Source organism: Bacillus sp. HMA207 (assembly GCF_003402455.1).
GTDB lineage: Bacteria > Bacillota > Bacilli > Bacillales > Bacillaceae_G > Bacillus_A > Bacillus_A cereus.
This window is the reverse complement of record NZ_BEZT01000001.1, coordinates 1,906,410-1,919,733: the sequence shown is the minus strand read 5'-3', so window position 1 is coordinate 1,919,733 and position 13,324 is coordinate 1,906,410. Positions and strand designations below refer to the sequence as shown.

Sequence of the window (13,324 nt, the reverse complement as noted above, 5' to 3'; positions counted from 1 at the left end):
TACGAAAAAGCTCCTTTCCAATTAGAAAGGAGCTTTTTCATTATGCTTTTGATGTTTCACTCTTTTTATTCGTTTGTTGTTTCTTAATTACCATGCGCTCATTTCCCATAAAGAAAATGAATATGAATGCTAATCCAGCTGGTACCAATGCCCACATGAATGTTTGAACAATTGAACTAGAAAGAGCGTCAATAATCTTATCTAATATTTGCGGAGGGATTTGAGATCTTGCCGATTCTGATAGAATAGCTCTTGAATCCCCTAAAGCGTTTGTATTCATTCCCCCGCTCATCCCTTTAAATGCTTCTTCTAATTGATCTTGGAAACCTGTTCTTTGGATCATTCCGAAGATTGTAATGCCTAGTGTCATTCCTAACGAACGAATGAAGTTACTCGTTGAAGTCGCAGACCCGCGCTGTTCCATACCGAAGTTGTGAATAGCTGCCATACTTAGTACAGAGAATGAGAAACCGACTCCAAATCCGATAATAATCATATAAACTGTTAATAATGCACGACTTGTTTCTGGTGTTAACGTGCTTAATAAGAATAGTCCAATTAGCATAATAACCGCAGAAATAATCATAATGTTTCGGTAGCTAAGTTTAGTTGTTAAAAATCCGCCTAACTGCGCTGTTACGACTGATCCTAACATCATCGGTAAAAGTAATAATCCTGAGTTTGTTGCGGTACCACCGTATACACCTTGAATAAATAACGGAATGTACACAGTTGCTGACATAAATGCAGCACCGTAACATAAAGCAATAATTGTACTCATTCCGAATAAGCGCTGCTTAAACATCTCAAATGAAATAATTGGTTCTTCTACTTTTCGTTCAATAAAAATGAATGCGATGATTAAAATAGCGAATCCACCAAATAAGCTTAAAATAAAGCTAGAATCCCAATCATATTTTTGTCCGCCTAGTTCAAGCGCAAACATTAAAGAAACTACTGCACCAACTAAAGTAATTGCACCAAACCAATCAATCTTTTGCTTCCTATGAACGCGTGATTCTTTATAAAAGAATGTAATAAAAATAAGTGCTAAAATGCCAAGTGGTAAGTTAATATAAAATACCCAGTGCCAGCTAATGTAGTCGGTAATATATGCGCCAAGTAATGGCCCGAAAATACTAGATAATCCAAATACCGCTCCGAATAAACCACCCATTTTCCCGCGTTTTTCAGGTGGGAAAATATCAAAAACGATAGTAAACGCGATTGGCACTAATGCCCCGCCGCCAATACCTTGAATGGCACGATAAATACCTAACTGTGTAATATTTTCAGCAGTACCACAAAGTGCCGAACCAATCATAAAGACAATTAAACCGAAAATAAAGAATCTCTTTCTACCATACATATCTGATAGCTTACCGAAAATCGGCATGCCTGCCATTTCTGCGACCATATAGGCAGAAACGACCCATACAAAGTTTTCGAGGCCTCCTAAGTCACCAACGATTGTTCCCATCGCCGTTACGACAATGGTATTATCCATCGATGCCATTAAAATACCTAGCAATAAGCCCGCCACAACAAAGCCGAGCTTATTATTCTTCTCAACCATATCTCTTGCTCTCCCTCATACTACTTATATTTGTTTATGTTCTTTTACGACTGCATTACCTTTTTGATTAAAACTAGTATGATATTCTACAACACTAATTTCACATCCAGGACCAATTGTGACGTTGTTGCCTCTTACAACTTCAGCAATCGTATGTTCTAAATAGATATCATCTCCTTCAACAATCGAAGTTTGGAGGTTTCCAGCATGATTAGTAAAAGGAATAAATCTCGCTTTTTTACGCACAGTAATCTTTTTACCACCAATTTCTCTTACCTTACTGCCTTCATAACGAAGTGAGATTTGAATATTTTCAGCATTAAGTAATCCATCACTTTCAAGACCACCAGTTAATGATAAATCTTCTACTTCAATATCTCCCTTCACATTTAAAGCACCTTTTACATCTACGAAATCACCTGAAAACTTTCCTTCAATATCTATCATACCTCTAACTTTTGTTTTTTCAATATGAGCATCACCATGAATTTGTGTATTACCATATACTTTTACATATTCCGCATCTACATTTCCTTGTACTTCGTTATCTCCATACACGACATAGTTTTTCACTTTCACATTACCGTGTACATCACTCGTTCCGTACGTTTTAAACTCATTGCAACTCATATCATTGGTAATTGTTCCTTCACCGCGAATCTTCACTTTATTATAATCTCCGCCTGCTGAATTACCAGAACCATTTACTGTGAGACTATGTGGATGTTCCATACTGATTTCTCCCTTCCGTTAAACCTGCTTAATTTCTTTTACATTTGCATTTTTATCAACAGTAAGAACACCGGTATATTCAATCAGTTCAATCTCACAGTTTGCTCCTACTGTAACATTGTTTCCTCTTACCGTTCTTATGTGAGCATAATCAATATCGATATTGTCACCTTCTAATAGTTCAGCTTCTAACTGCAAGCCAAACACTGTTTTAAATAACCTACTAAATGTACCTGATCTATGTCTTACTTTAATCGTTTGACCACCAATTTCTTTCGCTCGACATGTACCGTGAATATTTATATTAATTTCATCTGCGCTTAATAAACCACCGATTGTAAATTGTCCTTCTGAAGAAAAAGTATCCACTTCACAATTACCGTCAATTGTAGCTTGACCATTGACTTTAAATTCTTCACCAGTGACATTTCCACCTATCGTACCTTTTCCTGCAATTTTCAAACTGTTTGCTTTTACATTTTGCGTAATTGTTGCTTTTCCATCAATTCGCATCGTTTCAGCATGAACTGTACCATCAACTTTACCAGATCCGCTAATTCGTGCACTGCTACTTTTCAAATCACCAGTAACTGCACCGTAACCGTTACATTCAAATTGCTCACATTCAACATTTCCATTCACAGTTCCTTTTCCGTTTAATTGCACTTTATGAAACTCGCCGCCATTCGATGAACCGTAACCATTTATAATCAAATTATCTGTACGCATACTTTCTCCTCCACTAGAACAATTTAGTTTTTAATGCTTCGGTATATTTCATAATCGCTTCGCGTAAAACGATTTTGGTGCCTTTTTCAAAAATTAAATCGTCCACGTTTGAAACTAATAAACATGTAGAAATCCCTAACTTTCGGACAATGATTAAGTCACAAGTTTTATGTTTCATTGCTTCATAATTTTCACGTAAAACTTGCAAGACCATTTTTCCTTCTTCTAAACTAATCTCTCCTGATTGTAGTAATTCTTCTAACATGTACACATAAAGAATGTCTACAAATTGAAACTCTGCTGTTTTATTCGTTTGTTCTATGAAAAATTGTAAAACTGGTTCTGATGCAATCCCCTTGCATAAAATGTCTTCCTTTGTTAAAAGAATTTCTCTCACACTCGGTGAAAACATGTTAGCTAGTTCATCAAGTGATAAATCCTCTTTCATCGTTTGGATTTTATCGATACGCTCTAATATCTTTTCTTTCGGAAAAAATGTCTCTTGACCTGTAAACGTTGATTTTCGTACAAACCAATCTTCCGGGATTAAATTTTTTCTTTTCCACCTATATAACTGTCCGTATGAAATACCAGTTAGTTCTAATAAATCTTTTTTTGAAATTAAATCTGTACTCAACTGTATAACACTCCTTCCTGATAACAATGTAACATAACACTGTTACGCTGTAAATAGACTTTTATCACAAGTAGCGTAACAATGTGTAAAACAAACCTATTCCTACATACAAAAAAGGCTCTTACACACCTTATGAAAATGTGCAAAAGCCCTTATATATCAAGACTTAAACCAAATATTATAAAAATCAATCCAACCTTGTGAATTAATCATTATATTTTGAACTTTTTCATGTGTACTTACCTCTTGTTTATTACGATATAAAGGAATAACATGAATTTGACGTAACAAAGTATCCTCGATATCGCGTAACAGTGTAACTCTTTTCTCTAATTCTTCTTGTCTAAAATAAGGAGACAACTTTTCATGAAAGTCCATGCTGCTTTGTCCATGAATAAAACTATTTTTTGTAAGAAACATATATAATAGACTATCTTCTATTCGTTCACTAATTGTGGCACTATCATGCATCATATCGGCCTTTTTTATCGTACTTATTTCCAATACCTCTTCTATATCAAGAAAATTATTTTCTACACGAATCCCGTATTTCGCACACTCTTTTTGTATCCACTGTGCATCTTCAACATGATCTCGTCCTGTAAATGTGTAGAGTTGTAGCACTTCATTATGATAAGTACTCCTTTTAATTAAACTTTCTACATCTTCCTCAATCTCTACAATGCTTGCACCTGCTAATATTAGTTTTTTTGCCACTTCTCCACGTTCTCCGCCGAGTTCTTGAACGATTGTATAACCATGAATGATGTTATATAACGCTTTCCGAAATAACGCATCTTGCATTGGTCCTTCTTTCGTAAGATTACATGTTATATATGTCACGTTCGACTCAAGCCGGGACAATTCTTTATTATGTTTTTCTTTATCTTTATACTGCGCCTTTACTAAAACATCGTATGTACTTACACCTTGTTCTACATTCCACAACTCAACACGATCTAAAAAAGGTCTTTCACGAAAATATAAAGGATGTCCTTCTAAAATGAACAGATTTTCATTACTTTTATATAATTGAAAAGGCCCGGTTCCAATTAGCCCTCCTGCTTCATCTTCATTCACGATAGAACACTGTTCTGCACTTAGCATATGTAAAAACATTCGATTTTCTGTATGTAATTGAATTTCGAAAACGTAGTCATCCACTGAACGGATACTTTCAACGTGTTGTAACATCCATGCGTGTGCATTATTTTCCAGCTTCATAAATCGATTCAACGAGTATATAACATCATGTGCAGTAAGTTGTTTTCCATTATGAAAGTGAACTCCTTTTCGTAAGTAAAACGTCCATATTTTTTCAGCGTCATTATATTCCCAGTGAAATGCAAGTCTTGGCTCTATAATGTTTGTATTACCTTCTACATACACGAGTGTGTCGAATATATGTTTTACCATATGGCATTCTGAGCGCATTGTAGCGTATACAGGATCTAATGTGATATCTAAATTCATTTGTACTTGCAACCGGAGTACATCTCTTCTCCCTTCAGATGTCATTTCAACCTTATGACCAAATATTGAATCCACCCAGGAATGATATTCTCCCTTTACCGATGGAAAATGTGAGCTATAGCGTTCCACAAATATACTTCCGCTTTTCACATCCCCTTTTTTCGTTATTTCTTTTCCTCTATCTAAAATTAAAGATATCGGGTGCTTTTGAAATATTAACTTAGACCGATTTCCTCTGCCGCGACCTGGAAACCACTTAATCCAATTTAACTCATCTAATTTTTTTATAATTAATTTACTATTGCGCTCTGTACAAAATAATGTACCAGATATATTTTGCACTGTTACTTCCAATCGTTCTCCCTCTTTTTTTCCTTTTCCATAAGCAATCCATAGTTCAATGTATTGATCTAAAATAAACATCATACTCCCCCTAAAAGGTGAAAAATTCTCCCTATAGTTTCTACCCTTTTTCCAACTCTCCTTTCATCTTATCATTTCAATATAGAAAGGAGGAATTAATATTGAATTATCTCTTACTTCGTTACAATAAACCTATTTTTATTAGATTGTGTGGTGAATTATTAACCCGAACGACTGAATCTATGTTAGCTCTCATTATGATTATTTACGTCAATAAAATGTTAAACGGCAATGTAATAATAACTATGCTAATTTTCGGATTACAGCCACTTTCAGACATTTTATTTACACTTATTGCTGGAGGAATTACTGATAAATATGGCCAAAAAAAGATTATGTTACTCGGATTATTACTACAAGGTGTTGCAATCGGTAGTTTCGTTTTCGCTCAATCCGTTTTTATATTTGCACTGTTATATGTCATTAATGGTATTGGCCGTTCCTTATATATTCCAGCTCAACGTGCACAAATTGCTGATTTAACAAAACAAGAGCAGCAAGCAGAAATTTTTGCTCTCCTACAAACGATGGGAGCAATCGGATCCGTAGTCGGCCCTTTAATCGGTGCAAGTTTTTATAATACTCACCCAGAATATTTATTTATCGTGCAAAGTGTAACTCTTACGATATATGCCGTTGTTGTTTGGACCCAGCTCCCAGAAACTGTTCCACCTATAAGTAAGTCGAAACAAACAGTTGAGGCAAGTTCACCAAAGCAATTTGCTTTTAAACATTACGCCATATTCGGTCTTATGGTTTCTACACTTCCTATTAGCTTTTTTTATGCACAAACTGAGACGAATTATCGTATTTTTGCAGAACATGTATTTCCTAATCTCGTATTCATACTCGCATTTATTTCAACATGCAAAGCCATTTTGGAAATCATTCTACAAATCTTCCTCGTAAAATGGTCTGAACGATTTTCTATGGCGAAAATCATCCTTATTTCTTACGCCTGCTATACAATAGCTGCAGTTGGCTTTAGTTATTCAACGACGATATTGTCGTTATTCTTCACCTTACTCTTTTTAGTCATTGGAGAAAGTATTGCTCTAAACCATTTATTACGATTCGTTTCAGAAATTGCACCTCATAATAAACGTGGTTTATATTTTTCAATTTACGGTATACACTGGGATATATCTCGAACGTGTGGACCAATTATTGGTGCAGTTATATTAAGTAAGTTAAATGGAAGTATACTGTTTTATATTTGTGCTAGCTTCTTATTAGTTGGAGGTATTGTTCAAGCGCTATTTGTTCAAAGTTTGGAACGTAAAAAAATCGTGAACCATCCTACACATAATTTATAGGTTACTACTTTTTCAGTAGATCAATATTTCTTATTGGATGAATATTAAAAAACAAAAGTGAAGTATTTCGCATATGAAAGTATGTTTTATATGACAGGAGACGTTCCTTGTTTACAACTAAAAACACCTCACTTCAAGAAAGTGAGGTGTTTTTGAAATCACTTAATTTCTTATCCTGCCATTTTATTAATACTATCCTCTGGCGAAAATACGGAAATATGATCGACCTTACCAGTCCATTTTGGAATGACAAATTTCAATTCATACTGGTTATTTACTTTGTATACATATATTTTATCTTCACCATTCTCTTTAACTGAAGATGGTTTTCCTAATGCTTTTTCAATTTCTTGTAATGTAATCAATTTTAGTTCTGCATGATATGAGCGTACATCAAAAACTTGTGACCCTTTATTAAATCCGAAAACAACATTTTTATTTGTAAAAGTTGCGTACATTCCATTCCCTGCATATTCGGTTTTATTTGCTTTCCCCCACGCTTTTTCAATTTCTTCAATATCCCCTGTATGGGCTCCAAATGGCACATTAGGTACCTTTCCTTCTTTTGCTAGTTCAAACAAATCTTTAACGTGGTTAATTGATTTTTGATTAAGTGTTCTATCTTTCGAATCTTGCTCAGCTGATGGTTTTGTTGTTTTTTCATTACTTGGTTTTGCTTCAAGATTTTTCTTTTCTTCTGAAGAATTGCTTTGTTCATTTTTATGATTTTCCGAGGCTGGATTTGCTTCCTTTTTTTCGTCTGTCCCTTTACATGCTGCTAATGCAAATGTGCATGTAAAAGCAAGAAATAACATAACTATTTTCAAATATACCTTCATCATTTTTACCCCCTATTGTATTTTATTCATTTCGATAATCAACCGGATGCGAAGTATAGTATTAATTAAGGACTTCTAATTCTAAATCGTCACTTTCCCATAATTTTAAAAAACTTGGAATTATATTGTTAATCATCGTATTCATCTCCTTCTTTAAACCTTCTCTTCTCAATGATAATATCCTCTATCTATAACTTAAAACATGCTGTCACAACAGCTCCTTGAAACAAAAAAACCAGTAGGAAGTGATTACTCTTTTCCTACTGGTTGAAATGAAATTAAACGGTAAATCTTAGCTTCTTAAAAAATGTAGCGATAGTGTTTTTTACTGTTTCAAAATTATAAGCAAACGTGTTATCTCCACTTAATGATGAAATACATGTTAAACCTGCAGCTTTAATAAAAGCTTTTACATCTACAAGCATAGAATTAGCCTCCAAGAATTTAATTACAATCATTATAACAGGTGTTTTACGACGCTAACATGAAAGTAATAAATAAATTTCTATTATTAATTTATCTCGCTATTTGCCGGGCAGTAAGATCCCCACCTCAAAATTCAGCGGAAACAAAGAAGTTAGGTGGGGGCCCTGCTACCCGTAAAAGCTAAATTGGTGAGGGCTGATAATCAGTGAGAATGAACAAAACCCCCACTGATTAAAATTTCACCTTATTTAGCTTACAGTACACCATTTCAATGTCATATAAAAAAGCTGCCCAAAAAGAGCAGCTTCAAATATGTATATTACACTTCGATTGATTTACCATCTTCAACAATATGATAAAGTAAATGCGCTAAATGATGAATTGGACCGTATTCTTCCTCTTCCTCATCTGTTTCGCCTTGGAATTCAAGATCGTTTAAGTATAGTGCTAAAAATTGATAGTATAGTTTTAAATCAAATCCGTAGCATGCAGTTGGTTCTTCATGATCCCCTTCATATTGTAACATTAAGTATTGATCATTTCCTTCTGCATCTTCTGCATCAAAGAATACGAAGAAGCCAACGTTTGTATCTAAATCAAATAAATGACGAGTACCTTTTTCAGTTGCTTTATTGAAGTCCTCTTCACTTAATTTATGTACTGTTGTCGCTTTTGCATTATCTTCTTGATGGAAATTTACTGTAAATGATTTCAATGCTGACACCTCCTGATTGTATAATACTAGCATAACATATAAAAAGGACTGCTTACAAATGTAAACAGTCCTTACATTCATTTTCGCATTGCTCGTAATAAGAAGCTTACGATGAAAATTAAAATAATCGCACCGATTAAAGCTGGAATAATTGCATATCCGCCAATGACTGGACCAAAACTACCAAGTAATTTCGAACCAACCCAAGAACCGATAATACCAGCAATAATATTACCAATTACACCACCAGGTACGTCCTTTCCAGTAATTAAGCTCGCAAGCCATCCTAATATACCACCGACGATTAAAGACCAAATCATATAATAACCTCCTTTACATTTCACCAATCAAAATATAATTAGAAACAATTGCTTACCATTAGTTATGTGACATTTTTCATAAGTTATTCATGTTGTTCAACTTTAAGATTTTTGAGAATAATACACACAGATTAAACCTTTTTTTGAACTAACGATTTATCCGACTTGTTATTACACACATTAAGAACAATCTGGCTTCAATATTGTTCGCATAAACTCTTCTTTAAAAGCTGCATAGTTAAAACCAACAGCAATTCTTTGAATCGGCCGATCATCAAACCTTGTTGGCTCAGCTATTTTTCTAAAGTCTGCTACACTTTGGCCCCTAGTCACATCATTTGTCGTACTAATCCACACTGCCGATTTTTTATATTCGAAAATACTGTCATTTATAAACGAGATAAACGGTAGTAAATCGTGTATAGGACTTCCACCAATACCCGGATATTCTTTTTTATAGAAATTCTCATAATAAAAATCAATCATTGGTTTAATGAGTTTCGCCTGTCCAGTTCCTTGTTTATCTATTATATTGGCCATTTCAGGCGTAATAAGCGCGCCCTGTGTTACATTTAACGGGTATATGCTAGCGTTTTTCGCATATTTCATAACAATATTTGCTGCAATTGGATCACCATAAAAATTCGCTTCAGATACTGGTGTAACATTACCTGGAAATAGGAAAGCGCCGCCCATTATATAATACGAACAAATACGATCCATTATATTTGGATACAATAAAAATAACGTAGCAAGCGTCGTTAGTCTCCCTGTCGCCACAATTATAATATCTTCTGGACAAGGTTCGATTAATTTGATTAATTCACAAAAATTTTCTCGTTTATAAATTCTCATCTCAGGTGGAATAATAGGACCTAAACCGTGATCCCCGTGGATTTCAGGGAAAAACAAAGGCTCTTCAGCTGTCATCGGTCTACTCGCACCTTCAATAATTTTCACTTGTGTAGCATAGTACCTTTCTAAAAAATAAACATTTTCCGTAACGATATCTCGTGATACATTCCCGTACTCAGCAACAATACCTAGAATATCTAATTTACATGTTTTATTTGCATAAATTAACGCTACGGCGTCATCAATACCAAAATCTCCAAAAAAGATAATTTTCTTATTAACTATTCTCACCCCTCTTAAGCACAATCTACTATTATTATTATGTGAAAAAGACAAGGCGGTGAAACAGCGCAAACTAAAAAAGTCGCCTATTTATTGGCGACTTCAATCTTTTTATAAGACAAATATGCAAGTACATTTTTACTTGAATCATATTTCGGGTTATTTCCTTTTCTCGGCTCTCTCATATGTGTCTTTTCAAATCCAGGAATGTCTGGCATTTTCCCCATAAATTCAAGCATTTCTTCCTCAGAACCTTCAATGCGTACACGAATCATTATAACTATTCCTCAATTCTCAGTTTCTCTGTACTAAGTATATCGTACTTCAGAAAGACTGCAACACATTTATCTTTTTAACGTTGTACTTTTTTTACATATAAACATAGCCATTTCAGTATAGAACGATTCTACTTTATTATTTTTAAATTGAATATTAAAATATCCCTTCATTTCGTTTGGTGCTTTCATCATACATTCTGTTAATTTTTCACGCTTTTGTAAAGGGACATCCATCATATTACACCACCAGTCAAAATCAAACTTCTTATCAAAAGTAAGACATGACTGCATTTGCAAACCGTTTTTTTCTAATAAAGTAAGCCATTCTGTCTTTTTTAGAGCTCGTTCATGACTTGGGTCTCGCTTTTTTTCTATAAAATTATAAAATGTATCATATTCATTATTTTCTGGCGAAACATTATCTGTTAAGATGAATAATCCATTATCCTTCAATGTACGATTTACTTCATAAATAAATTGAGCCGGATTCGTAAAATGATGGGCTGCAATCCGGCATGTGATTGTATCAAAAAAATGGTCTACAAATGGTAAATCCTCTGCGTTTCCTGCTACAAAAGATACATTTTCATGCCCATTCTGCTTTATAAAAACTTTTGCTTTTTCTAACATCTGTTCTGTTAAATCAAGTGCAACTACTTCTTCAAACATGGGTGCTAACATATTTGCCACATGTCCGCCACCAGTAGCAACATCAAGAAGACGATTATTATGACGAGACTCAACTTGTTGAACTACATATTGTAAATCCAGTCCTTTAGCATGTATTTTACTATTTACATATTTATCTGCATTACTGCCAAACTGTTTTTTCACAAGCTCTTCTTTACTCATATTATCATCTTCTTTCTATTGTTATTTACATATACGACTCATATAATTATTACAATTCTCTTCATGTATTTTCAAATCCTCTTTTCATCTCACTTCTCATCACGTTCCCGTATAATCAAAATAATATGATTATACGTTATTTCATTAAACAAAAAAAGGCTACGGGAACTTGCCCCCTAACCTGACTAAATATTTACTACATTTTTATTTCTTCATATATATCTATATAATATAAATCCTCTTTCAACTTCATAATAACATCTACTTCGTTATAAGTAGCCTCACGAGCATGTAAACCAAATTGATCCATACCAATCCATATCCACCCAGGTGTAAGATATAAAACATCTATATTAAAATAATCTAACTTAGTAAGCTCCGATGTAATAAATTTATCTTTATTAGCGATTTGTTTATCTATTAAACCATATTCTTTTCCATTTTCAAATAGCGATATAAATTTCCCTACAATCGGATGTTCACGAACAATAAAATGATATTCTTTTTCCTCTATATTTACCACAATCAAACGAGAAACAGATAAATCAGGCCCTGAATTCGACATATTTGTTTATTCACCTCCTTATATAGGCTTCTTAAATATGATAACAAATGAATATTCAAATTAAGTTAATATAATGTAAAAAATAAAAAAGCTGAATCCCCTTTAGAAATCAGCCTTTATAATTCGATCAACTTTATTCTTTTACAAATTATTATAATGTTTCTTTTTCCTCATCATTTCCGGAAACTAAATTTCCTATAGCATCCGCTGTTACTTCCACTACAAACTCACAAATACCTGCTACAACTTCTCCAATTACTTCATCCATCTTTTTACCCCCTTATTTTATGTAACTTATTTGTAGTATAGAAGAAATTAGCGAATGTAAACTATCGAAAAAGGTGACATAAACCTTACAGAATTGTAAGCTCTTTCATCCCTCTGCTTATCCCCTTTGAAACTTCAAGTATTTTTAGCAGACATATAGGCCATCATAAATATGAAGCAAGTAATAATCTAGTGTCAGGAGGCGTTTAATATGTATTACGTAAAATTAATTAAAGGTCAATCTTTCTACGCTTTTGATCATCGTTTCTTGGTGTCTGAAGAAGAAGAGGTTTCAGAGAAAATTTATAATTACTTACGACGTAATGAATTTTTTGAAGTACGTAAAGAAGAATACTCTGCTTAATTACAAAAAGCATTAAGAAGCATATCATCTTATTGTGATATATTCTTAATGCTTTTATGTGAATTTCTTCTTTTCAATAATTGTTGTTGACTCTATTAAATAATCTAGTATTTGTCCAAGCTAATTCTTCACTATTTTCATATTCTAGTATATGAGGAGGTGAAGAATATGACTCATATCATTGATTACCAAGCTACTCAACCTATTAGTAAAACTGGTGAAACAACTTTTGCAATCCCAGCTTCTCCAAATAAAGCAATTTTAGCAAATTTGAAATTGAGAATTTCAAGTAGAGATTCACGTAATAATCGAGTAGAATTAATCGCTACAATTGGTGTAGAAGGTATAACTGAGACTTCACAAGTTTTATTCCGAATTTTCCGTGATAACATTGAAATTTTTAATGCGCAAGTAGGTATTGAATCTACAGATTCTGAACAATTCTACGTACAAACATTTCAAGCTATAGATCAAAACGTTAGCAGTGGAACACACGAATATTCATTAACTGTAGAAAACCTTACTAGTGGTGCAAGCGCAGAAGTTGTTGGCCCACTATCTTTTAGCGCTTTAGCTATTGGACAAGAGCGTAAATGTTGCTAAGTGAATCTAATATTTAATTTTGTACTTGAGAAAAGCGAGGCGTAGTTATACGTTCTTGCTTTTTTATATGTA

General features: G+C 33.7%; 16 protein-coding genes. 3 read left to right on the top strand and 13 right to left on the bottom strand.

The features are described 5' to 3' along the window. Positions 1-40 precede the first annotated feature (40 nt). The 5 genes from HMAS_RS10040 to HMAS_RS10020 all read right to left on the bottom strand — a co-directional run bounded on the left by HMAS_RS10040 (position 41) and on the right by HMAS_RS10020 (position 5,570). Complete coding sequence (locus HMAS_RS10040; protein ID WP_000229616.1) at positions 41-1,576, bottom strand: MDR family MFS transporter; 1,536 nt, start codon at positions 1,574-1,576, stop codon at positions 41-43. A 24-nt stretch (positions 1,577-1,600) separates the two neighbouring features. Continuing rightward, positions 1,601-2,308: a polymer-forming cytoskeletal protein gene (locus tag HMAS_RS10035; protein ID WP_000400902.1), complete on the bottom strand. Its 708-nt coding sequence runs from the start codon at positions 2,306-2,308 to the stop codon at positions 1,601-1,603. 18 nt (positions 2,309-2,326) lie between these two features. Then, positions 2,327-3,037 (bottom strand): bactofilin family protein, encoded by a 711-nt coding sequence (locus HMAS_RS10030; RefSeq protein WP_001258384.1) that lies wholly within the window; start codon positions 3,035-3,037, stop codon positions 2,327-2,329. A 13-nt stretch (positions 3,038-3,050) separates the two neighbouring features. Further along, the gene (locus HMAS_RS10025) at positions 3,051-3,674 is read right to left on the bottom strand and encodes a YhbD family protein (RefSeq protein ID WP_000102240.1); all 624 of its coding nucleotides are present in this window, start codon (positions 3,672-3,674) and stop codon (positions 3,051-3,053) included. A 159-nt stretch (positions 3,675-3,833) separates the two neighbouring features. Further along, positions 3,834-5,570 (bottom strand): ABC transporter substrate-binding protein, encoded by a 1,737-nt coding sequence (locus HMAS_RS10020; protein ID WP_116344776.1) that lies wholly within the window; start codon positions 5,568-5,570, stop codon positions 3,834-3,836. A gap of 101 nt (positions 5,571-5,671) precedes the next feature. Between HMAS_RS10020 and HMAS_RS10015 the strand changes: the two genes are divergently transcribed. Continuing rightward, complete coding sequence (locus HMAS_RS10015) at positions 5,672-6,886, top strand: MDR family MFS transporter (protein WP_116344775.1); 1,215 nt, start codon at positions 5,672-5,674, stop codon at positions 6,884-6,886. A 170-nt stretch (positions 6,887-7,056) separates the two neighbouring features. Here the strand turns inward: HMAS_RS10015 and HMAS_RS10010 are convergent, their stop codons facing one another. The 8 genes from HMAS_RS10010 to HMAS_RS09975 form a co-directional block, all read right to left on the bottom strand. After that, entirely contained in the window at positions 7,057-7,728 is a 672-nt protein-coding gene (locus tag HMAS_RS10010; protein ID WP_025709530.1) for a YjgB family protein, read from the bottom strand. A 275-nt stretch (positions 7,729-8,003) separates the two neighbouring features. Then, positions 8,004-8,150, bottom strand: coding sequence for a hypothetical protein (locus HMAS_RS10005; protein WP_000959548.1), 147 nt, complete (start codon positions 8,148-8,150; stop codon positions 8,004-8,006). 320 nt (positions 8,151-8,470) lie between these two features. Continuing rightward, positions 8,471-8,866: a hypothetical protein gene (locus tag HMAS_RS10000; protein ID WP_000834883.1), complete on the bottom strand. Its 396-nt coding sequence runs from the start codon at positions 8,864-8,866 to the stop codon at positions 8,471-8,473. A gap of 77 nt (positions 8,867-8,943) precedes the next feature. Continuing rightward, positions 8,944-9,186, bottom strand: a complete 243-nt coding sequence (locus HMAS_RS09995; protein ID WP_000638306.1) for a GlsB/YeaQ/YmgE family stress response membrane protein — start codon at positions 9,184-9,186, stop codon at positions 8,944-8,946. A gap of 180 nt (positions 9,187-9,366) precedes the next feature. Next, positions 9,367-10,332, bottom strand: coding sequence for a nucleoside hydrolase (locus tag HMAS_RS09990; RefSeq protein WP_025709532.1), 966 nt, complete (start codon positions 10,330-10,332; stop codon positions 9,367-9,369). 77 nt (positions 10,333-10,409) lie between these two features. Further along, entirely contained in the window at positions 10,410-10,598 is a 189-nt protein-coding gene (locus HMAS_RS09985; protein ID WP_000621873.1) for a DUF3970 family protein, read from the bottom strand. A gap of 69 nt (positions 10,599-10,667) precedes the next feature. Further along, entirely contained in the window at positions 10,668-11,453 is a 786-nt protein-coding gene (locus tag HMAS_RS09980; RefSeq protein WP_116344774.1) for a class I SAM-dependent methyltransferase, read from the bottom strand. Positions 11,454-11,649: 196 nt separating this feature from the next. Beyond that, positions 11,650-12,018 (bottom strand): hypothetical protein, encoded by a 369-nt coding sequence (locus tag HMAS_RS09975; protein WP_000071478.1) that lies wholly within the window; start codon positions 12,016-12,018, stop codon positions 11,650-11,652. A gap of 478 nt (positions 12,019-12,496) precedes the next feature. On the opposite strand from HMAS_RS09975, the gene HMAS_RS09970 reads away from it, so the two are divergent. Together HMAS_RS09970 and exsC are read left to right on the top strand one after the other, a co-directional pair. Further along, a complete protein-coding gene (locus tag HMAS_RS09970; protein ID WP_000291905.1) occupies positions 12,497-12,649 on the top strand; it encodes a YqbF domain-containing protein in 153 nt (50 codons plus the stop codon). Between the two features lie 168 nt (positions 12,650-12,817). Beyond that, positions 12,818-13,252 carry an exosporium protein ExsC gene (gene exsC, locus HMAS_RS09965; RefSeq protein ID WP_000148797.1) on the top strand — a complete coding sequence of 145 codons (435 nt, stop codon included), beginning with the start codon at positions 12,818-12,820 and terminating at the stop codon, positions 13,250-13,252. Positions 13,253-13,324 lie beyond the last annotated feature (72 nt).

Bases quoted from the DNA above. Each gene is read 5' to 3' on its own strand.
- exsC (WP_000148797.1), top strand. From the start codon at position 12,818: ATGACTCATATCATTGATTACCAAGCTACTCAACCTATTAGTAAAACT.
- HMAS_RS10040 (WP_000229616.1), bottom strand. From the start codon at position 1,576: ATGGTTGAGAAGAATAATAAGCTCGGCTTTGTTGTGGCGGGCTTATTG.
- HMAS_RS09985 (WP_000621873.1), bottom strand. From the start codon at position 10,598: ATGATTCGTGTACGCATTGAAGGTTCTGAGGAAGAAATGCTTGAATTT.
- HMAS_RS10020 (WP_116344776.1), bottom strand. From the start codon at position 5,570: ATGTTTATTTTAGATCAATACATTGAACTATGGATTGCTTATGGAAAA.
- HMAS_RS09995 (WP_000638306.1), bottom strand. From the start codon at position 9,186: ATGATTTGGTCTTTAATCGTCGGTGGTATATTAGGATGGCTTGCGAGC.
- HMAS_RS09970 (WP_000291905.1), top strand. From the start codon at position 12,497: ATGTATTACGTAAAATTAATTAAAGGTCAATCTTTCTACGCTTTTGAT.
- HMAS_RS10010 (WP_025709530.1), bottom strand. From the start codon at position 7,728: ATGATGAAGGTATATTTGAAAATAGTTATGTTATTTCTTGCTTTTACA.
- HMAS_RS09980 (WP_116344774.1), bottom strand. From the start codon at position 11,453: ATGAGTAAAGAAGAGCTTGTGAAAAAACAGTTTGGCAGTAATGCAGAT.
- HMAS_RS09975 (WP_000071478.1), bottom strand. From the start codon at position 12,018: ATGTCGAATTCAGGGCCTGATTTATCTGTTTCTCGTTTGATTGTGGTA.
- HMAS_RS10035 (WP_000400902.1), bottom strand. From the start codon at position 2,308: ATGGAACATCCACATAGTCTCACAGTAAATGGTTCTGGTAATTCAGCA.
- HMAS_RS10030 (WP_001258384.1), bottom strand. From the start codon at position 3,037: ATGCGTACAGATAATTTGATTATAAATGGTTACGGTTCATCGAATGGC.
- HMAS_RS10005 (WP_000959548.1), bottom strand. From the start codon at position 8,150: ATGCTTGTAGATGTAAAAGCTTTTATTAAAGCTGCAGGTTTAACATGT.